The 17,848-nt window shown below is 66.1% G+C and carries 18 protein-coding genes and 4 pseudogenes; 11 read left to right on the top strand and 11 right to left on the bottom strand.

Annotated elements, in window-relative coordinates; translation table 11 throughout:
* Window positions 1-12 precede the first annotated feature (12 nt).
* The 3 genes from N0A20_RS09455 to N0A20_RS09445 form a co-directional block, all read right to left on the bottom strand.
* The gene (locus N0A20_RS09455) at window positions 13-579 is read right to left on the bottom strand and encodes a nuclear transport factor 2 family protein (RefSeq protein WP_260583680.1); all 567 of its coding nucleotides are present in this window, start codon (window positions 577-579) and stop codon (window positions 13-15) included.
* An 83-nt stretch (window positions 580-662) separates the two neighbouring features.
* On the bottom strand, window positions 663-2,240 hold the full coding sequence (locus N0A20_RS09450; protein ID WP_260583679.1) for an FAD-binding protein: 1,578 nt from the start codon (window positions 2,238-2,240) through the stop codon (window positions 663-665).
* On the bottom strand, window positions 2,237-3,580 hold the full coding sequence (locus tag N0A20_RS09445) for an aromatic ring-hydroxylating oxygenase subunit alpha (protein WP_260583678.1): 1,344 nt from the start codon (window positions 3,578-3,580) through the stop codon (window positions 2,237-2,239). Before N0A20_RS09445 ends, N0A20_RS09450 begins: the two co-directional genes overlap by 4 nt.
* 151 nt (window positions 3,581-3,731) lie before the next feature.
* Between N0A20_RS09445 and N0A20_RS20665 the strand changes: the two are divergent.
* From N0A20_RS20665 to N0A20_RS09415, 6 genes and pseudogenes are all read left to right on the top strand, one after another.
* Window positions 3,732-3,971, top strand: a pseudogene (locus tag N0A20_RS20665) (GntR family transcriptional regulator); the annotation flags it as partial.
* Window positions 3,972-4,200: 229 nt separating this feature from the next.
* Window positions 4,201-4,665 carry an FCD domain-containing protein gene (locus N0A20_RS09435; protein ID WP_260583676.1) on the top strand — a complete coding sequence of 155 codons (465 nt, stop codon included), beginning with the start codon at window positions 4,201-4,203 and terminating at the stop codon, window positions 4,663-4,665.
* 23 nt (window positions 4,666-4,688) lie between these two features.
* Entirely contained in the window at window positions 4,689-5,678 is a 990-nt protein-coding gene (locus N0A20_RS09430; RefSeq protein WP_260583675.1) for a thiamine pyrophosphate-dependent dehydrogenase E1 component subunit alpha, read from the top strand.
* Window positions 5,675-6,685, top strand: a complete 1,011-nt coding sequence (locus N0A20_RS09425; RefSeq protein ID WP_260583674.1) for an alpha-ketoacid dehydrogenase subunit beta — start codon at window positions 5,675-5,677, stop codon at window positions 6,683-6,685. The genes N0A20_RS09430 and N0A20_RS09425 overlap by 4 nt, the downstream gene beginning before the upstream one ends.
* Before the next feature lie 50 nt (window positions 6,686-6,735).
* Window positions 6,736-6,927: a biotin/lipoyl-containing protein gene (locus N0A20_RS09420; RefSeq protein ID WP_409574783.1), complete on the top strand. Its 192-nt coding sequence runs from the start codon at window positions 6,736-6,738 to the stop codon at window positions 6,925-6,927.
* A gap of 22 nt (window positions 6,928-6,949) precedes the next feature.
* Window positions 6,950-7,633, top strand: a complete 684-nt coding sequence (locus N0A20_RS09415) for a nitroreductase (RefSeq protein WP_260583882.1) — start codon at window positions 6,950-6,952, stop codon at window positions 7,631-7,633.
* A gap of 321 nt (window positions 7,634-7,954) precedes the next feature.
* On the opposite strand, the gene N0A20_RS09410 is transcribed toward N0A20_RS09415, so the two are convergent.
* The 8 genes and pseudogenes from N0A20_RS09410 to N0A20_RS09375 all read right to left on the bottom strand — a co-directional run bounded on the left by N0A20_RS09410 (window position 7,955) and on the right by N0A20_RS09375 (window position 14,645).
* Window positions 7,955-8,923 carry an ecdysteroid 22-kinase family protein gene (locus N0A20_RS09410; RefSeq protein WP_260584003.1) on the bottom strand — a complete coding sequence of 323 codons (969 nt, stop codon included), beginning with the start codon at window positions 8,921-8,923 and terminating at the stop codon, window positions 7,955-7,957.
* Between the two features lie 71 nt (window positions 8,924-8,994).
* The gene (locus tag N0A20_RS09405; RefSeq protein WP_409574756.1) at window positions 8,995-10,128 is read right to left on the bottom strand and encodes a GMC family oxidoreductase; all 1,134 of its coding nucleotides are present in this window, start codon (window positions 10,126-10,128) and stop codon (window positions 8,995-8,997) included.
* A 151-nt stretch (window positions 10,129-10,279) separates the two neighbouring features.
* A pseudogene (locus tag N0A20_RS09400) lies at window positions 10,280-10,576 on the bottom strand (GMC family oxidoreductase N-terminal domain-containing protein); the annotation flags it as partial.
* Window positions 10,577-10,580: 4 nt separating this feature from the next.
* Window positions 10,581-10,745 carry a rubredoxin gene (locus tag N0A20_RS09395; protein WP_260583671.1) on the bottom strand — a complete coding sequence of 55 codons (165 nt, stop codon included), beginning with the start codon at window positions 10,743-10,745 and terminating at the stop codon, window positions 10,581-10,583.
* Between the two features lie 15 nt (window positions 10,746-10,760).
* On the bottom strand, window positions 10,761-12,803 hold the full coding sequence (locus N0A20_RS09390) for a cytochrome P450 (protein WP_260583880.1): 2,043 nt from the start codon (window positions 12,801-12,803) through the stop codon (window positions 10,761-10,763).
* Window positions 12,804-12,879: 76 nt separating this feature from the next.
* Window positions 12,880-13,164: pseudogene (locus tag N0A20_RS09385) on the bottom strand (serine hydrolase domain-containing protein); the annotation flags it as partial.
* The gene (locus N0A20_RS09380) at window positions 13,149-14,327 is read right to left on the bottom strand and encodes a cytochrome P450 (RefSeq protein ID WP_260583669.1); all 1,179 of its coding nucleotides are present in this window, start codon (window positions 14,325-14,327) and stop codon (window positions 13,149-13,151) included. The gene N0A20_RS09380 and the pseudogene N0A20_RS09385, both read right to left, overlap by 16 nt.
* A gap of 39 nt (window positions 14,328-14,366) precedes the next feature.
* The gene (locus N0A20_RS09375; protein WP_260583667.1) at window positions 14,367-14,645 is read right to left on the bottom strand and encodes a hypothetical protein; all 279 of its coding nucleotides are present in this window, start codon (window positions 14,643-14,645) and stop codon (window positions 14,367-14,369) included.
* Between the two features lie 175 nt (window positions 14,646-14,820).
* Here N0A20_RS09375 and N0A20_RS09370 point away from each other — a divergent pair.
* From N0A20_RS09370 to N0A20_RS09350, 5 genes and pseudogenes are all read left to right on the top strand, one after another.
* A pseudogene (locus tag N0A20_RS09370) lies at window positions 14,821-15,378 on the top strand (acyl-CoA dehydrogenase family protein); the annotation flags it as partial.
* A 232-nt stretch (window positions 15,379-15,610) separates the two neighbouring features.
* Window positions 15,611-15,967, top strand: coding sequence for an acyl-CoA dehydrogenase family protein (locus N0A20_RS09365; protein ID WP_312846643.1), 357 nt, complete (start codon window positions 15,611-15,613; stop codon window positions 15,965-15,967).
* Window positions 15,964-16,305, top strand: a complete 342-nt coding sequence (locus N0A20_RS09360; protein ID WP_260583665.1) for an acyl-CoA dehydrogenase family protein — start codon at window positions 15,964-15,966, stop codon at window positions 16,303-16,305. The genes N0A20_RS09365 and N0A20_RS09360 overlap by 4 nt, the downstream gene beginning before the upstream one ends.
* Window positions 16,253-17,041, top strand: coding sequence for an acyl-CoA dehydrogenase family protein (locus N0A20_RS09355; protein WP_260583663.1), 789 nt, complete (start codon window positions 16,253-16,255; stop codon window positions 17,039-17,041). Before N0A20_RS09360 ends, N0A20_RS09355 begins: the two co-directional genes overlap by 53 nt.
* The gene (locus tag N0A20_RS09350) at window positions 17,042-17,803 is read left to right on the top strand and encodes an enoyl-CoA hydratase/isomerase family protein (protein ID WP_260583661.1); all 762 of its coding nucleotides are present in this window, start codon (window positions 17,042-17,044) and stop codon (window positions 17,801-17,803) included.
* The last annotated feature ends 45 nt before the right edge of the window (window positions 17,804-17,848 follow it).

Below are 17,848 nucleotides of genomic sequence, written 5' to 3'. Positions count from 1 at the left end.
TCCGATCAGGCGCTAGGCGAGGATATCGACGTTGATGCCGATCCGGTCGGCGGGGATGGTCAGCGGACGTTCGTAGGAGCAGTCGCTGGTATCGCGCGCCGTCCTGCCGCTCTGCGCCAGCATCGCGCGCGCTTCGGGGCTGATCTGGGTCGCGACCGGCTGGCCGCCCCAGTCGGGCACGCATTTGCGCGCCGCGATCCGCCATTCGCCGCCGCGCTTTTCCATCCGGTCGATATAGCGTCCGCCGCCGATCGTCAGATTCTGTCCGTTGCGATCGAGCGCCGCGAACATCCAATAGGTTTCGCAATGCGCCGTGTCGCCGTCGAGTTCGCAGCTGTGGTTGGTGATGATGTGCTGGTGCGCCGCCTGGGCATTGGTGTGATAATGATTGACCCACGACCAGAATTCCTTCGGCCCGACGACGACGAAACCATGGTCGTCGATCGCGTCGGGATGATAGGCCGACAGGAACAGGTCGCGGTCCATGCGGTCGACGCCGCGGCAGTAGCGCGTGACGACCTCGCGGATCTGCTGCTTGTCGTAAAGTTCGCGCACCATCGTTTCGAGGGACGGTTCCATGCCGGCCCCGTCAATTCGGAACCTGGCCGAGCGCATGGCGCGCGGCGACCCATCCGAAGATGAAGGAAGGCGAGATGCTCGCGCTAGGCGCCCGGATAGGTTTTCCCCATCACCGAAGCGGTCGAATTGCCCGTCGCATAAAGGCCGGTGATGACCGACCCGTCGTCGCGCAGCGCGCGGGCATATTCGTCGGTCAGGATGCCGCCGAAGGTGCCGACGTCGCCGGGGAAGACCTCGATCGAATAATAGGGTGGCGTCTCGATCGGGCCGAGCGTCGGGCTCGGCTTGTTCGTCCGGTCGGCATAGACCAGGTCATAGGCCTTGTCGCCGCGGTGGAAATCGAGATCCTTGCCGGTCGCCGCGAACCCGTTGAAGCGTGCGACGGTCGCCTCGAGCCCGTCGGGATCGACGCCGATCTTCGCCGCCAGCTCGCGCAGCGTGGGGGCCGATTTCAGGAAGCCGCTGTCGTGCCATATCTGCGGCACGGCGCCCATGCGAAAGCCCCAGCTGTATTTCCTGAAATAGGAGGCATCCATGATCGCGTAGGCGGGGACCGCGCCGTGCGCATAAAAGTCCTGGCCGTTCGCCATATAGGATTGGGCTTCGTCGGCGAACCGCTTGCCGGCCTTGTCGACCAGGATGCAATGCGGCTTCGGCAGGTCGGGGACGTTCATCAGCGGCGGGCCGTCGGGCGGAACCGAGGTCGGAATCCACACCGCCTGGTCGGTCAGGTCGAGCGCCGCGCCATGCGCGCGGGCGATCTCGATCATTTCGCCGGTGTCGCCGGGATTGGCGTTGGTCCATTCGGTCGAGGAGGGCTGCGGGCCGTATTTCCTGCGCAGCTCGGCGTTGCGCGCAAAGCCGCCGGCATTGATCAGCACGCCGTCGCGCGCTTCCACCCGCCACGGCTTGCCGTTCCTTTCGGTCACCACGCCGACGATGCGGCCATCCTGTTCGACCAGGTCGGTGACGGGGGAATCGGTGCGGATGTCGACGCCATGGTCGAGCGCCATCTTCAGCATGCGCCCCTGGATCGCGGCGCCCGAGCCGACCTGGTGGATGCCCAATATCTTGTTGCGGATCAGGCGCAGACCGATCCTCATCATCGCGAACTTGCCCGCCCAGGTCACTTTCATCAGCGTCAGATGCTTGGTTTCGGCGCGCTTGGCCGGAACGCCGAATTCGCCGCGGCGAAGCTTGGGATACCACTCCTTGCCCAGCTTCTTGATATTGTAGATTTCGACGCCCAGCGAGCGGCCTTCGGCGAGACCGCCGGGCAGGTCGTCATGATAGTCGGACCAGCCGCCGTAGCGCACGAAGGGCATGCCCTTGGCTTCGAGATATTCGACCATCCGCGGGCCCATTTTCAGGAACATGTCCTTGCGCTCGCGCGAAGTCGACGGACCGACGTCGCCGACCGCGGAATCCATGTAGGTCCGCGCCTTGTCGGCGCTGTCGTCGATGCCTTCGCGCGCCTGCAGCGGATGGTTCGGAATCCAGAATACCCCGCCCGAGAGCGCGGTCGAGCCGCCGACCCGGTCGGTCTTTTCGAGGATCAGCGGCTTCTTGCCGGCGTCGACCGCGGCGATCGCCGCGAGCATCGAACCGCCGCCGCTGCCGACGACGACGAAGTCGGCACTTTCGTCCCAGGCGGTGCTCATTCGCCGTATCCGTTCTCGATGAAATCGTCGAGGCTGCGGTGGAAGTTGATCACCGCGATCTCCTGCCGCGGGTTGGGTTTGGCGCCCTTGAAGGCGCGCGACTTCATGCCCTTCTGCACCTCCGCCATATTCTGATAATCCTGGGTCAGGATCAGGCCCCAGAAATCGACATCGGCATGGTCCTGGCTCCATTCATGCTCGACCTTCGGCGCGGTTCCGGGCGCGACGCGCTGGAGCGAATAGACGTCCCAGATGCACTTGTCGGGATCGGTGCCGAGCGGGCGGGCGCGATAGCCCAGCAGGCCGGTCGGGCCCATCAGCATGATCTGGTTGGGGAAAAGATGCCAGTCGACCCCCGCGGCATACATTTGCTCGGGCGTGATGCTGGGCCATTGCTGGCCCTGCGCGATCGCATTTTCATAAATGAACTGGCCGAATTTCTGCAGCACTTCCATTGGTGGGGTGCCCGGCGGCACTTCCTGTTCGACCCGGCGGGCGGCATAGACGGTCTGCACCGACGACCCCGCGTTTAGCGTCGCCGCCATATCCTCCATATAGTCGCGGATGCCGGGGCGGATATCCTCGGTCGGCTTGCCGCCGGTCAGCCGCGGCGAGCGCGACCCCATCGGCATCGATTCCCAATAGCCGAAGTGCGAATGGCGGCCGCGCGCATAGCTTTGCGTCCAGTCGTCGAAATAGCGCAGCATCTGGTTGTGCGTCGTCTGGACATGATAGCCCTCGTTGAACGCCTCCAGCGCGACCTTCCAGTTGCAGTCGAAGATCGTCGACTTGCGCCAGTGATAGTTCATCCCGCCGATGTCATAGGGGTCGAGATAGGCCTTGGCGGGGGCGAGATGTTCCTCGAGGCTGACGCTGTCGGGGTCGAGGTTGATATAGACCCAGCCGCTCCAGCGGCCGACCTTGACCGGGACAAGGTTGAGGTCGTCGTCGGTCAGCGATTCTTCGGGCCATTCGTGCCGGTCGACCACCTTGGCGATCGTGCCGTCGAGCTTCCACGACCAGCCGTGGAATTTGCAGAAGAGGCGCGCGGCGTGGCCGCAGCCCTCGGTGATCGTGCGGCCGCGGTGCGGGCAGACGTTATAATAAGCCTTGATCTCGTCCTCGGCGACGCGGATCACGATGATCGACTGGTCGACGATGTCATAGGTGTAGAAGTCGCCGACGTTCGGGATTTCCTCTTCGCGGCATGCCATCTGCCAGACGCGGTACCACAGCTTCTCCGCCTCGATCCTGGCGAATTCGGGCGAGATATAGTGGTCGGCCGCAACGACATAGCCGGCCCCGTCCTGCTGCAGCCCGTCCTTGGTCTGAACGTTCATCGAAATTCCTCTCCTTACGCCCATCCAGTTCGCTGAATGCGCCCGCGTTTCGCCATGCCGATGCGTGCCGACATCTCTTTTTTATCATCTAACTAGGTAACATGACTTTTGGCAAGGGGCGAGTCTCTCTTCGTGCCCGGCTCGCGCATGCTTGCACCTTACAGCATTTCGGGGCAAAAGGCGCGCGACGGTAAAGGAATTAAACTTGTCTAACGCTTTCGTTGCAATACCGGTCGGCAATCGCAGCAATGCCGCGGCCGTACGTGTTCCCAAGACCGCGGAACTTGTCGCGAAGCAGATCCGCAATGCCATCATCCGCGGCGAGTTGGTCGACGGGGACACGCTTCCGGCTGAATCGCACCTGATCGCCGAGTTCGAGGTATCGCGCCCGACGATTCGCGAGGCCGTCCGCATTCTCGAATCCGAAGGGCTGGTCACCGTGGCGCGCGGGGCGCGGGGCGGCGCGCGCGTCAGTTCGCCCAATTACGAGATGATCGAGCGCGCGGCGGGCATCACGCTGCAGTCGAAGAATGTCACCATCGGCGACCTGTACGAGATGCGCACGCTGATCGAGCCGCCGCGCGGCGCGGCTGGTCGCCGAGCGCAACAGCGAAAGGGCGGTGCCGCTGCTGCGGGCGCTGATCGAAGGCGAACTGAGCCATATTCGCGACCGCTTCGCGGTCACCACGATGATTTCCGAATTCCACAGCACGATGATCGACCTGGCCGGGAACCAGACGCTGATCATGTTCAGCCACGCGCTGCGCGGGCTGGTCGAAGAGCATATGAACCTCGCGCAGCGGCGCAATATCAATATCGACCCCGAATTTTCGATGAAGCAGCTTCGCTTCGGGCTCAAGTCGCATTCCAAGCTCGTCGACCTGATCGAGGCGAAGGATGGCGCCGGTGCGGAGGCGCACTGGAAGTCGCACATGGTCGCCGTGCGGCAAGGTCTGGCTGGCGCAGGTGGGGCCGAATTCGGTGGTCGATCTGATCGACTGATTTTCGGGATCATCGCGCATATCGCGTATATCGCCTCTCGACAGAAGCAGTGTAATCATATAGCGGATTGCACTGATAAATAAGTCTGTTCGAGGGAGTGAGACGGATGGCCGAAAAGCAATTCGTGGCGGATTCAGCGGTTCTGCGGTCGATTTACGAGCGCGCGGCGCTGCTGAAGGCGAACGACGAGCGCGCCCGCAAGGTGATTCTCTCGGGCCAGATCGCGATGGTCTATTACAGCTATCGCGGGCAGGAGATCATCCCGTCGGTGATGGGCGAGGTGCTGCGCGACGACGACACCATCTGCACCATCTATCGCGGCATCCACGACATGCTGGGCAAGGGCTTTCCGCTGAACGAGCTGTGGGCCGAACTCATCGGCCGCACGACGGGGTCGTGCAAGGGCAAGGGCGGACCGATGCACCTGACCTATCCGCCCAAGGGGATTATGGTCACCACCGGCATCGTCGGATCGTCGGCGCCGATCGCCAACGGCCTGGCCTGGGCGGCGCAGCTCGACGGGAGCGACCGCGTGTCGGTGTGCACCTTCGGCGACGGCGCGTCGAACATCGGCGCGGTCCATGAGGCGATGAATCTCGCCGCGGTGTGGAAGCTGCCGACGATCTTCGTCTGCCAGAACAATCTGTTCGCCGAGCACACGACGTTCGAGAAGATGACCGCGGGCAAGAATATCGCAAACCGCGCCGAGGGCTATGGCATTCCCGGCGTGCGTGTCGACGGGAACGACCCGGAGGCGATGTATTCGGCCTTTGCCGAGGCGGTGGCGCGCGCGCGGGCGGGCGAGGGGCCGACCCTGCTCGAATGCATGACCTTCCGCTTCTTCGGTCATAATTTCGGCGACGACGACAGCTATATCCCCAAGGAACAGAAAGCGGCGGCGATGGAGGCCGATCCGGTCCCGGCGCTGCGCGCGCGCCTGATCGCCGACCGCATCGCGACCGAGGAGGAACTGGCGGCGGTCGAGGCGGAGATCGAGACGCGGATCGACGGCGCGATCGAGCATGCGCTCGCCTCGCCCTGGCCCGAGCCGGACGATCTGCGCTTCGACGTCTTCGCGCAGGAGATCGCGGCATGAGCGCGGTGGAAAAAGCGGCCAAGCCCAAGGTCACGATCATCGAGGCGATCTCGAAAGCCTATCAGGATGCCTTCGCCGAGGACCCCAAGGTCATCACGCTGGGCGAGGATCTCGCCGACCCCGAGGGCGGCGGCATCGCCAAGATCACCAAGGGGCTTTCCACCAGCTTTGGCGACGACCGCGTGCGGTCGACGCCGATCTCCGAACAGGCGATCATGGGCGCGGCGATCGGCGCGAGCCTTGCGGGCTACAAACCAATCGCCGAGATCATGCTGATGAACTTCACCACCGTGGCGATGGACATGATCGTCAACCATGCGGCGAAGCTGCGCTTCATGTCGGGCGGCCAGACGAGCGTGCCGATCGTGGTCCGCACCATGACCGGACTCGGTTTCGGGTCGGGCGGCCAGCATTGCGACTATCTGGAGGCCTGGTTCGCGCATACGCCGGGAGTCAAGGTCTGCACGCCATCGACGCCCGAGGATGCCTATGGGCTGCTGCGCGCGGCGATCGACGATCCCGATCCGGTGATCTTCATCGAGAATATGCCGACCTATCGCACGCCCATGTCCTTCGAACTGCCGTCGAGCGGCCACCGCGTGCCGCTCGGCCAGGCGGCGGTGCAGCGCGAGGGCAGCGACGTGACGATCGTCACCTATGGCCGCATGGCGATGCTCGCCCGTGCCGCCGCCGACCAGGCGGCGGAAGCGGGCATTTCGGTCGAGGTGATCGACCTGCGCACGATCGCGCCGTGGGACCGTGACACGGTGCTCGCGTCGGCGCGCAAGACCGGCCGCGTCATCATCGTCCATGAAGCGGTCAAGCAGCATGGCGCCGGTGCGGAAATCGCGGCGGTGATCGGCGAGGAATTGTTCGGGGCGCTGAAAAAGCCGGTCAAGCGGCTGGGCGGCGCCTATAGCGCGGTGCCCTATTCGCGGCCGCTCGAAAACGCCTACGCGCCGGACGGGGACAGCATCCTCGCGGCCATCAAAGACATCGCCAGTTAAGGAGGCCCTGAGTGGCAGTACAAGTGATCGTGCCGAAGATCGGCTTTTCGATGAACGAAGGCATTCTCGCCGAATGGCTGGTCGCGGATGGCGCCGAGGTGAGCGAGGGCCAGCCGCTCTATGCGCTGGAGGCCGACAAATCGACCAACGAGGTCGAAAGCCCGGCGAGTGGCAAGCTGAAGATCATCGGCGAGGTCGGCGAGACCTATGAGGTCGGCGACGTGATCGCGGAGATCGGCTGAGCGCGTGGACGAGCGGGAGGCGATGGCGGCGGCCTATGCCGCGGTGGTGAACGGTCGGCGCAGCATCCGCGGGTACAAAAACGATCCGGTGCCGAAGGCGTTGATCCGCGACATTCTTGCGCTGGCGATGCGCTCGCCCTCGTCGCTCAACACCCAGCCGTGGAATTTTTATGTCGTCACCGGCGAACCGCTGGCGCGCATCCGCGAAGGGAACACGCGCCGCAACCTCGAGCGCATCCCCTCGACGCGCGAATTCCGCGGCATGGAAAATTACGAGGGCGTGCACCGCGAGCGGCAGGTCGGCATCGCCAAGCAATTGTTCGCCGCGATGGGGATCGCGCGCGACGACAAACCCAAACGCCTCGACTGGGTGCTGCGCGGTTTCCGCCAGTTCGACGCGCCCGCGTGCATCGTCGTCACCTATGACAAGGTCCTCGTCGGCAGCGATATCGCGCCCTTCGACTGCGGCGCGGTCGCGACCGCGATCGTCAACGCCGCCTGGTCGAAGGGGCTGGGCTGCGTGATCAACAGCCAGGGGATCATGCATTCGGAAGTGGTGCGGCAGGAAGCGGGGATCGCCGACGACCAGACGATCATGATCTGCATCGCGATCGGCTGGCCCGACGAGAGCTTTCCGGCGAACGGGGTGGTGTCGACGCGCAAGGCGGTGGATGAAGCCGCGACCTTTGTGGGGTTCGCGGAGTAGGGTTGGGGCGCGGCTGTTTTGGGGTGGATAGCAGTCATTCCCCTCCCTTTTAGGGAGGGGTTAGGGGTGGGTAGCGAGCGCAGCGAGCAAGAGGAAGAGCGCCGCCTTCGGCGGCCACCCACCCCCAGCCCCTCCCTTGCAGGGAGGGGAGAACGAATGTCAGCTCCCGCCCGAAACCGGCCTCCTCGGTATCGGCGCTGCTATCCCGCCGTTGCGCCGTCGCTCTGTCAGCGCGCGGTGACCGCGCCGCCGGGGCCATCGAACAGGATGCGCGAGCGGCCGCCGGCGTCGATGGGACGATGAAGGCGCGCCGGCGATCGTTCAGACGCCGAGCGCGCCGAATGTATCGAGATCGACCATCGCCATCGCGAAGCGCGTCGCGGCGGCGGTGTTGTTCGCCTCGGTCTGGAAATGCGAGCCGTTGAGCATCCAGATCAGCAGGCCCCAGACCACATCGCGGCGAAAGGCGGCCCAGGCGTCGTCGAAGGACGGCGGGTCGATGCCCTCCGCCTTCAGGCAACCCAGATAATGGGCGAGCAGCGCGCCCTGCCAGCGGCGCCGGTCGACGAGGTCGAGCCCGGCGATCAGGAAATAGCTGACGTCGATCGACCAGGCGCCGAGCCTCGGCTGCGCGTCGAGAAAGCCCGGCGTGCCGTCGGCGTCGAGGTAGAGATTGCCGAGGTGCATGTCGCCATGGTTGATCACGCGCGCCTGCCCCTTGTGCGCCTCACGCATCGCGGCGTGCGCGGCGCGGATGCGCGGCGGGTCGAGCAGCATGCGCGGCATGGCGGCGCCGCGCGGCGAGGTGGCGTAGGTCTCGAAAAGGTCGGGCGTCAGCAGCAGGGTGAAATAATGTTCGAGCGCCGTTTCGCCCGTATCGGGCACCCAGGCGAAGTCGCTGTCGAGCTCGGGGGCGTCCCACCAGCGCGCGTGCAGCTTCGCCAGCCCGGCGAGGAAGCCCTTGGCGAGGTCGAAGCCGATCGGCCGCTGCAGCGACAGGAAACGCACGCCGCGCAGGCAGAGGTCCTCCAAAATGACGAGCGCGCGGCCGTCTTCGTCCATCGCCGCGCACAGGCAATCGGGGACGTTGAGGCCGGTGCTCGGCATCAGGTCGCGATAGGCGTGATATTCGTTGACGTGCATCTTGCGCATGTCCGGGCTGTGCGGCTCGAAGCCCGCCTTCATCAGCATCGTCGGCGGCAGGGCGGGGTGGTCGCCGCGCACCGACAGGCGGACCTTGGTGCAGGCGCCGTGGATCACGTCGACGGGCTCGGCATGGTCGATCCGCACCCCGGGGAAACGCGGGGCGAGCGCCTCGCCCAGCCAGCCGCACGGTGACGCCTTCCAGCGTTTCGGGGACGCTAATCCGCATCGGCGAGGATCAGTTCGCCCGCGCGCGACGCCATCGCCATCGCGGGGGCGTTGGTGTTGCCCGACACGAGCGAGGGCATGACCGAGATGTCGACGACGCGCAGCCCCTCGACCCCGCGCACGCGCAGCCGCGTGTCGACGACCGAAGCCTCGTCCTCGCCCATGCGGCAGGTGCCCGCCGCATGATAGCCCGCGCCGCCGATGCGGTGATAGGCGTCGATGATCTCGTCGTCGGTCTCGATCCCGGCGCTCGGGTCGATCTCCTCGACGACGAAGGGCGCGAGCGCGGGCTGGGCGAACATCGTGCGGATGAAGCGGAACAGCGCGACCGAGACGCGGCGGTCGTAATCGGTGGCGAGATAATTGGGGTCGATGATAGCCGGGGTCGCGATGTCGGGGCCGCCGATCAGAATGCTGCCCCGGCTTTCGGGCCGCATCACATAGCCGCCGCACATCGCGCCGGGGAAGCCGTGCAGTGACAGGCCCGGCGTGCTGCTGTCGATCGACATCGGCCCCATGCCGAGCTGCGCGTCGGGGCGGCCGCTGCCCGGCTCGGTGCGGATGAAGCCGCCCACCTCGAACGCCGCCGAGGTGAGCGGGCCCGATTTGAGCAGGAAATAGCGCAGTGCGCTGAGATAGAGCCCCGCGCCCTGGAAGGAGGCATTTTCGCTGCCCTTGCGCAGGCGATATTGCGCGCGGAGCAGGCGGTGCTCGCGCATATTGTGGCCGACGCCGGGGGCGTCGTGCAGCACCTCGACCCCGACGCTCCTGAGATGCGCAGCGGGGCCGATGCCCGATCGCTGGAGCAGGGTGGGCGAGTTGAGCGCGCCGGCGCTGAGGATCACCTCGCGCGCCGCGACGTCGCGTTCCCCCTGTGCATTGCGGATGCGCACGCCGGTGACGCGCTTGCCCGCGTGCGTCAGGCGCAGCACGTCGGTGCCGGTGATGACGGTGACGTTCGGGCGCTGCATCGCGGGGCGCAGGAAGACCTTGGCGGCGCTCTGGCGCTTGCCCTTCCAGATGTTGCGCGGCTGATAGCCGAAGCCCGAACTGTCGAGCGAATTGAGGTCTTCGACCGTCGGCACGCCCATCTGCGCGGCGGCGGCGATCATCGCCTCCAGCACCGGCCGCTTGGTCGGGTGGATGGTGATATTCAGCGGACCGCCGGCTGCCGCGCATGTCCGATGCGCCGAGCTCGTGGTTCTCCAGCGCCTTGAAATGCGGTTTCAGGTCCGCCCAGCGCCAGCCGTCGCAATCCCAATCGTCATAGTCGCTCGGCTGGCCGCGGACATAGACCATGCCGTTGAGCGAACTCGACCCGCCGAGCGTCTTGCCGCGCACCCAATATTCGGGTTCGTTGTGGCCGCCGGTCTTCTTCGCGACATAGGCGTGGGTCAGCTTCGGGTCCATCAGCGTCCTGCCGAAACCGCGTGGCATGTCGATCAGCGGGCTCGAATCGACGGGGCCGCTTTCGATAACCAGGATCTTGCGGCTGGCGCTGCGGCTCAGCCGCTCGGCGAGGACGCAGCCCGACGATCCGGCGCCGACGATGACATAGTCGAAAGGGCCCATCGCGTCAGATCTCGACCATGTCGAATTCGGCCTTCAGCGCGCCGCAGTCGGGGCATTTCCAGTCGTCGGGGATATCCTCCCACGCCGTCCCGGGCGCGATGCCGCCCTCGGGGTCGCCGAGTTCCTGCTCGTAAATCCAGCCGCAGTTCATGCACATCCATTTCTTCATCGCATCGAACCCCGGTCAGCGGTCGAACTTCACCCACAGGTGATAGGGAACACGCAGCAAATGCCCCTTGATCTCGGGCGCCGGCTTGTCGGGATCGAGCCGCAGGTTCGGCAGCCTGTCGAGGATCGCGTTCAGCGCGCGCGTCATCTCGACGCGCGCGAGGTGCTGGCCGATGCAGAGGTGCGGGCCGCTCGCGAAGGCGAGGTGGCGCGTGCCGCGCGGGCGGAAGATGTCGAAGCTGTCGGGGTCCTCGAACTTCGCCGGATCGCGGTTCGCCGAGGCGAGCACGGTGTTGATATAAGTGCCTTTCTTGATCGGCACGCCCTCGATCTCGGTGTCCTGCGCGGCATAGCGGAAGGTCGAGGAGACCGGCCCCTCCCAGCGCAGCGCCTCGTCGATCGCCTGCGGGATCAGGCTGCGGTCGGCGGTTACCGCCGCAAGCTGGTCGGGGTGGGTGAGCAGGCCGGTGAGCAGCACGCTCGTCCCGCGATAGGTGGTGTCACCGCCCGCGTTCATCAGCTGGCGGAGGAAGGAGACGAGGACGTCGTCGGGCAGGCGCTCGCCGTCGGCCTCGACCGTGGCGAGGTGGCTGATCAGGTCGGTGCCGGGGTTCCGGCGCTTTTCGGCGAGCAGTTCGCCGAAGAAGCTCCCGAGCTTGCTACTCGCCTCCGGCCCCTGCGGCGCGCCGATCGACGACAATATCTGCGCGATCGCGAGCTTGTGGAACACCGGCGCCTGCGCCGGGTCGAGCTCGACCTGCGCATAGATGACCTGAAAGGGGTAATGGTGGGTGAATTCCTCGATCAGGTCGGCCTCGCCGCGATCGATGAATTCGCCCATCAGCCGGTTGACGACGGGGTCGACGACCGTTTCCCCCCATTGGGCGACGATCTGCGGCAGGAAGGCCTTCTGAAAGATCTTGCGGTATTTGGTGTGGATCGGCGCGTCCATCACGGTGATGGTGTTGCCGAAGGATTTGCCGAGATTATTCTCGAACGCTTCCTTGTTGGTGAAGATTTCGGGCTGGGTCAGCACCTTCATCACCGCGTCGTAGCCGAGCACCATCACCTGCGGCAGGTGGCCCATCTGCGCGTCGGGCACGTCGGTGAACTGCATGCGATAGCTGCCCTCGACGACGGGCCCCTGTTCGCGCAGCTCGTGGATGCGCGGATAGGGGTCGGGGCAATTGCCGGTCGACAGCCGCTCGATGAGAAAGGGATCGAAGCTCTTGTCCTCGAGGTCTTCGAGGCGGGGCAGGACGGTCATGATTTCCACTCCAGGCCGAGCGCGGCGACGACCGCCTTGGAGATCGGCAGGATCGGGTCGTCCTGGGGATCGCGCGCGTTGAACATGCGGTTGTGGCACACGGCCACGGCGAGTTTCTGGTCGGGGTCGGCCCAGCCGAGCGAGCCGCGCGGCACCGGGGTGCCAGATCGCGCGCGGGCCGCTGACGCGGTGGCCGCCGAGCCAATAGCCGCCGATGCTGATCGGGATCGGGATGCCGAACATCACCGGATCGGGCTCGTCGCCATTGTCGCGGATGCTGGAGAAGCCGGCGACGCGCTCGGCGGACAGCAGGCGCACGCCATCGAGTTCGCCGCCGCCCGCGAGCATCGCCCAGAAGCGCGCCTCGTCGCGCGCGTTGAAGATGCCGCCGACACCGGCGATGGCGGCGCGGCGCACGTCGGGGCGCTCGAACACCGGCGGGACGAGGTCGACTGCGGCGGGCATCGAGCGCGCGTAGAGCGTCGCTTCGGGCGGCGGCGGGTCGTTCTCGTTGCGGTTCGACAGGGTGGCGATACGGTCCTCGACCGCGTCGGGGATACCGATCCACAGGTCCCTGAGGCCCAGCGGCGCGTTGATCTCGTCGAGCACGAACTGGCGGAAATCGCGGCCCTTCGGGTCGCTGCGGCGGACGATCTCGCCGACGATCCAGCCGAAGGTCATCGACTGGTAGAGCGTCTTTTCGCCCGGCGGCGCGAGCGGCTCCATCGCCGCGATCGCGCCGGTCATATAATCCCAGTCGCACATCTTTTCGGGCGTCACGCCCTCGGGCATCAGCGGCACGCCGGCTGCGGTGGGTGAGCGCGTGGCGCACCGTCGCCGCCGCCTTGCCGTTCGCGGCGAAGGCGGGCCAGTAGTCGGCGATCGGCGCGTCATAATCGACATGGCCGCGCTCGGCCTGGATATGCAGCGCGGTGGCCGCGACCGCCTTGGTCACCGAATAGACGTTGTAGAGCGTGTCGGCGTCGGCCTTGCGTCCCGATGCCGGGTCGGCGAGGCCGTCCCACACGTCGAGGAGCTTTTTCCCGTCGTGATAGGCGACGACATGCACCGCCTGTTCGTGGCCCGCGTCGATCGCGGCGCGGATCGCCGTGCGGACACCGCTGTCGTCGATCGCGCTCACTGCACCGCCCATTTCAGATAGAGCTTGTCGACGCCGTTGACGCTCCCCGCGGCGAAGACCGGCGGCCGGTCGGGGTCGATCGCGAAATCGGGGATTTCGGGCAGCCATTCCTCGAGGAAGACGATCAGTTCGCGCCGCGCCAGCACATTGCCAGGGCAGACGTGCGGCCCGGCGCCGAAGGCCGCGTGCTTGATCTCCGACGGCTTGCGATGGAAATCGACCACCGCCGGGTCCGCATTGATCCGGTCGTCGAGGCCATAGAGGCACTTCGGCATCTGGATCATGTCGCCCTTCTTGAATTGCAGCCCCTTATACTCATAATCGCTGGTGAGCTGGCGCGCGGTGTTGGGAAGGCCGTAACGGCGCAGGAATTCCTCGCAGGCGGTCTGGATCAGCTTCGGATTGTCGACCAGTTCGCGGCGATGCCCGGGGCTCTTCGCGAGGAAATGCGCGACGAAACCGAGCTGCGACGCGACCGTGTCGAGTCCGCCGACCAGCACCAGCAGCGACATCGCCATGATCTCCTGCGGGGTCAGCGGCCGATCCTCGACCTCGCCGTTCACGATCATGCCGAGCAGGTCGTCCCGCGGCTCCGCCTTGCGGCTTTCGATATGGCCCATCAGATAGCCGGCAAGCTCCATCTGGGTCCGCGTCTTGAGGTCGACGTCGTTGCTGCGCACCGCGATCTCGGCGCGGGGGAGCAGGAAATCGCGGTCCTCGAGCGGCAGGCCCATCATCGTCAGGAAGACGTTGATCGGCAGCACCTTCGCGAACTCGTCGATGAATTCGCATTCGCCGCGCGGCTTGAGCTTCGCGACGAGGTCCCGCGCGGTGTCGCGCGCGACTTCGGAATATTGCCTGACCTTGGCGGGCGTGAAGCCGGTCATCAGCAGCTTGCGATAGGGGGTGTGCTGGGGCGGATCGAGCGACAGCGGGATCGACTTCACCCGGTCGGGGTTCAGCGGGATGTCGAATTCATTGTGGCTGAAATGTTCGTGGTCGATCTGCATCACCTTGATGTCTTCGGCGCGCGTCGCGATCCAGTAGCCGCCATAGTGCGGCGTCCAGACGATATCGGGCCCCTTGTGCAGTTCGGCCCAGGCGAGCTGGATATCTTCGGCCTTGCTCGACCAGCGCGTAGAAGTCGAAATCGACCACCAGTTCGGGCGGAACATTGTCCGGCACCGCCACCATCTGCGGCATTGTTTCTCTCCTCAGCCCATCGGCACCGTTATCGTGCCTGTGAATTCTCTTTTGCCTTCGAGCCCGCCGTCGCGGCCGAAACCGGAAATGCCGATCCCGCCGAACCGGGCGGAAACAGGCCCGTTGCCCGTGCCGGTGGCCCCGACCGCAAACCGCGCGCCAGGCGGCGGATTCGCCGCATTTCTGACGTCCGGACATAATTTGTCAATGCGTAATACTCCGCCACGTTCGAACAGCGCGGGCATCGGATTGGCCGCGGCCGCCGCACGGCGTTCGAAAGGCCCGCTCATCCATCGCTCTTCCAGATTCCGTTTGCCGGAGGGTGCGCGCTTGCAGGCGTATAATCAAGTGACTTAGTTATCTGATTATCACCTTTTCGATTGACTCTTTCGGGCGGGAAGATTTGAGAGGAAAGGCGCTAATGATATAGAGGATTGAGGATGGAACTGGGCTTCGGGGCGGAATATGACGCCTTTCGTCAGGAGGTGCGCGATTTCATCGGCTCGACATTGGCCGCCCGCCGACGGCGATGCGAAGTCGCGCGAGAATGAGCGGGCGTTCGTGATCGCGGCGACCGAGCGCGGCTATCTCCATCGCTCGATTCCCAAACGTTTCGGCGGCAGCGAACAGGCACCCGACATCGGCAAGGCGGAGATCATCCGCGAGGAGCTGACCAGGGCGCGGGCGCCGGCCGGGCGCATTCCCGGCAACGGCCTGGTCGTCCCGACCCTGCTCGAATGGGGCACCGAGGAGCAGAAGGCGCGCTTTATCGCGCCGACGCTGCGCGGCGACATCGTCTGGGCGCAGGGTTTTTCGGAACCCAACGCCGGGTCCGACCTCGCCTCGCTGCGCACCAGGGGCGAGCTGGTCGGCGACAAATGGATCATCAACGGCCAGAAGATCTGGACCACCCATGCGCACAAGGCGACGCACATGTTCTGCCTGGTGCGGACCGAGCCCGAGGCACCGAAACATGCCGGCATCTCCTATCTGCTGGTCGATATCCGCCAGCCGGGGGTGACCGTGCGCCCGCTGGTCCAGATGACGCGGCAGAAGGAATTCAACGAGGTCTTCTTCGACAACGCCGAGACGCCGACGGACATGCTGGTCGGCGAGCGCGGACAGGGGTGGACCGTCACGCGCTCGACGCTGAAGCACGAACGGTCGGGTATCTCGTCGATGACCTGGAGCCTGTCGATGTTCCGCGACCTGGTGAAGATGGCGAAGGAGGTCGAGCGCGACGGGCGGCCGAGCGATCAGGGACCCGCGCATCCGCGAGGAACTCGCCGCGATCGAGGGGCAGCTGATGTCGCTCACTTACTCGACCTATCGCGCGACGTCGCACGACATGCACGGCCGCGACATCGGTCCGTTCCAGACGATGCCGAAGCTGTACATGACCGAGCTTGCGGGACGGATTTCCAAGCTCGCGCGCGACATCATCGAGGATGATTTCACCGACATGGGCGGGGCGCGGCTCAAATGGATCGAACGCTTCATGATCTCGCTGTCGATGTCGATCGCCGGCGGCACGTCGAACATCCAGCGCAACATCATCGCCGAGCGCAGCCTCGGCCTGCCGCGCGACAAGGCGCAGGGAGCGGGCGCATGAACTTCCTGCTTTCGGACGACCAACTCGCCTTTCTGTCGGCGACCGGGGATCTGCTGCGCGACCGCTGCGACCCGCAGCGCGTCCACAGGATCTTCGACGTCGAGGGCGACGCGCAGTTCGACGCCGATCTGTGGGCGGGGCTGGTCGAACTCGGCCTGCCCGCGATCTTCGTGCCCGAGGCTTATGGCGGGCTTGGCCTCGACATGGTCGATCTGGCGATCGTCGCCGAACGGCTCGGCGCTTATGCGGCGCCGGTCCCCTGGCTGGGGCATACGCTGGCGATCGTTGCGATCACGCTGGCTAAGCAGCGACACGCAAAAGGCCGCCTGGCTGCCTAGGCTGGCGAGCGGCGAGATATTGGCGACGGTGGCGTTCGGCGAAGGGCAGGGCGTCTGGTTCCCCGACGACTGGCGGCTGACGGCGGCGGGCGGGATCAGCGGCACCAAGACGCTGGTGCCCAATGCCGCCGAGGCCGACCTGATCGTCGTCGGCGTCGCCGAAGGGCTGGCGCTGGTCGAGAAGGGCGCGGCCTATACGGCGCGGCGGATCGACAGCGGCGACCGCACGCGTCCGGTCGATACCGTGACGTTCGACGGCGCGGCGGCCGAACTGCTCGCCGGCGGGCTGCCGGCGCGCGACCGGCTGGTCGATGCCGCGGCGGTGTTGCTCGCCGCCGATGCCTTTGGCGGGGCCGAGCATTGCGTCACGATGTCGGTCGATTACGCCCGCGTGCGCGAACAATATGGCCAGCCGATCGCGGGCTTTCAGGGCCTGCGATACCAGCTCGTCGAAATGGCGCTGGCGACCGAACCGGCGCGCGGGCTGTACTGGTATGCGGCGCATGCCTGGGACAAGCTGCCCGACAAGGCCGCGCATGCCGCGGCGCAGGCCAAGGCGCATCTGACCGACACCTATCTTCAGGTCACGCGCGACACGGTCGAGGCGCACGGCGGCATCGGCTTCACCTGGGAGCATGACACGCATATCTATATGAAGCGGGCGATGCTCGACTGGACATGGATGGGGTCGCCGAGCCGTCACCGGCTGCGCGCGGCCGATTTTGCGGGCTGGTAGATGGGGCAGGAGCGGGATGTCGTCCTCTATGCGGTCGAAGGCGGCGTTGCGCGGATCACGCTCAACCGCCCCGAACGGCTCAATGCGTCGAACGGCGGCCTGTCGCGCGGGCTGACCGCGGCGTTCACGCGGGCGGGGGCCGATCCCGAGGTGCGGGTCGTCCTGCTGGCGGGCGCGGGCCGCGCCTTTTGCGCCGGGGCCGACATGCAGGTGCTCGGAGAATTGTCCGACGATCCGTCCGCCCCCAATTCGGGGTCGGGCGGGCTGCGCTACGACGGGCTGATGCTGCTCCCCAAGCCGGTGATCGCGGCCATCCACGGGGCGTGCGCCGGGATCGGCCTCGCGCTCGCCTGCGCCGCCGACATCCGGATCGCCGCCGACGATGCGGTGTTCGTCGCGCCCTTCGCGAATCTGGGGCTGTGCGCCGAGGGCGGGCTCGCCTGGTCGCTGTCGCGGCTGGTGGGTCCCGGCCATGCCGCCGAAATGCTGATGTCGGCGCGGCGCGTCGCCGCCGAGGAAGCCTTTGCCAAGGGCCTTGTTTCGCGCCTGTTGCCGCGCGAAGGCTTTCGCGATGCCGCCCTTGGCTATGCCGCCGAACTGGCGGAGGGCGCGCCGTCGAGTTTCGCGCTGATCAAGCGCCAGCTCCGCGATGCGGACGGCGAGACGTTCGAGGCGGCGCGGGCGAAGGCGGCGGCGCTGACGCGCGAGACGCTGCACGGCCCCGATTTCGCCGAGGCGCTGGCGGCGAAGCGCGAGGGCTAGCCGGCGCGTTTCGCGCCCGTCACCGCGCCTTTCGCGCCGCCGGTG

Source organism: Sphingopyxis sp. PET50, from assembly GCF_025244705.1.
GTDB lineage: Bacteria > Pseudomonadota > Alphaproteobacteria > Sphingomonadales > Sphingomonadaceae > Sphingopyxis.
The sequence above is the reverse complement of the archived record's forward strand: the minus strand, read 5'-3'. Positions and strand labels throughout refer to the sequence as shown.

Bases quoted from the DNA above. Each gene is read 5' to 3' on its own strand.
- N0A20_RS09395 (WP_260583671.1), bottom strand. From the start codon at position 10,745: ATGAAGAAATGGATGTGCATGAACTGCGGCTGGATTTACGAGCAGGAA.
- N0A20_RS09390 (WP_260583880.1), bottom strand. From the start codon at position 12,803: ATGCCCGAGGGCGTGACGCCCGAAAAGATGTGCGACTGGGATTATATG.
- N0A20_RS09350 (WP_260583661.1), top strand. From the start codon at position 17,042: ATGGGGCAGGAGCGGGATGTCGTCCTCTATGCGGTCGAAGGCGGCGTT.
- N0A20_RS09420 (WP_409574783.1), top strand. From the start codon at position 6,736: ATGAACGAAGGCATTCTCGCCGAATGGCTGGTCGCGGATGGCGCCGAG.
- N0A20_RS09415 (WP_260583882.1), top strand. From the start codon at position 6,950: ATGGCGGCGGCCTATGCCGCGGTGGTGAACGGTCGGCGCAGCATCCGC.
- N0A20_RS09455 (WP_260583680.1), bottom strand. From the start codon at position 579: ATGGAACCGTCCCTCGAAACGATGGTGCGCGAACTTTACGACAAGCAG.
- N0A20_RS09445 (WP_260583678.1), bottom strand. From the start codon at position 3,580: ATGAACGTTCAGACCAAGGACGGGCTGCAGCAGGACGGGGCCGGCTAT.
- N0A20_RS09360 (WP_260583665.1), top strand. From the start codon at position 15,964: ATGAACTTCCTGCTTTCGGACGACCAACTCGCCTTTCTGTCGGCGACC.
- N0A20_RS09425 (WP_260583674.1), top strand. From the start codon at position 5,675: ATGAGCGCGGTGGAAAAAGCGGCCAAGCCCAAGGTCACGATCATCGAG.
- N0A20_RS09380 (WP_260583669.1), bottom strand. From the start codon at position 14,327: ATGTTCCGCCCGAACTGGTGGTCGATTTCGACTTCTACGCGCTGGTCG.
- N0A20_RS09450 (WP_260583679.1), bottom strand. From the start codon at position 2,240: ATGAGCACCGCCTGGGACGAAAGTGCCGACTTCGTCGTCGTCGGCAGC.
- N0A20_RS09430 (WP_260583675.1), top strand. From the start codon at position 4,689: ATGGCCGAAAAGCAATTCGTGGCGGATTCAGCGGTTCTGCGGTCGATT.
- N0A20_RS09375 (WP_260583667.1), bottom strand. From the start codon at position 14,645: ATGAGCGGGCCTTTCGAACGCCGTGCGGCGGCCGCGGCCAATCCGATG.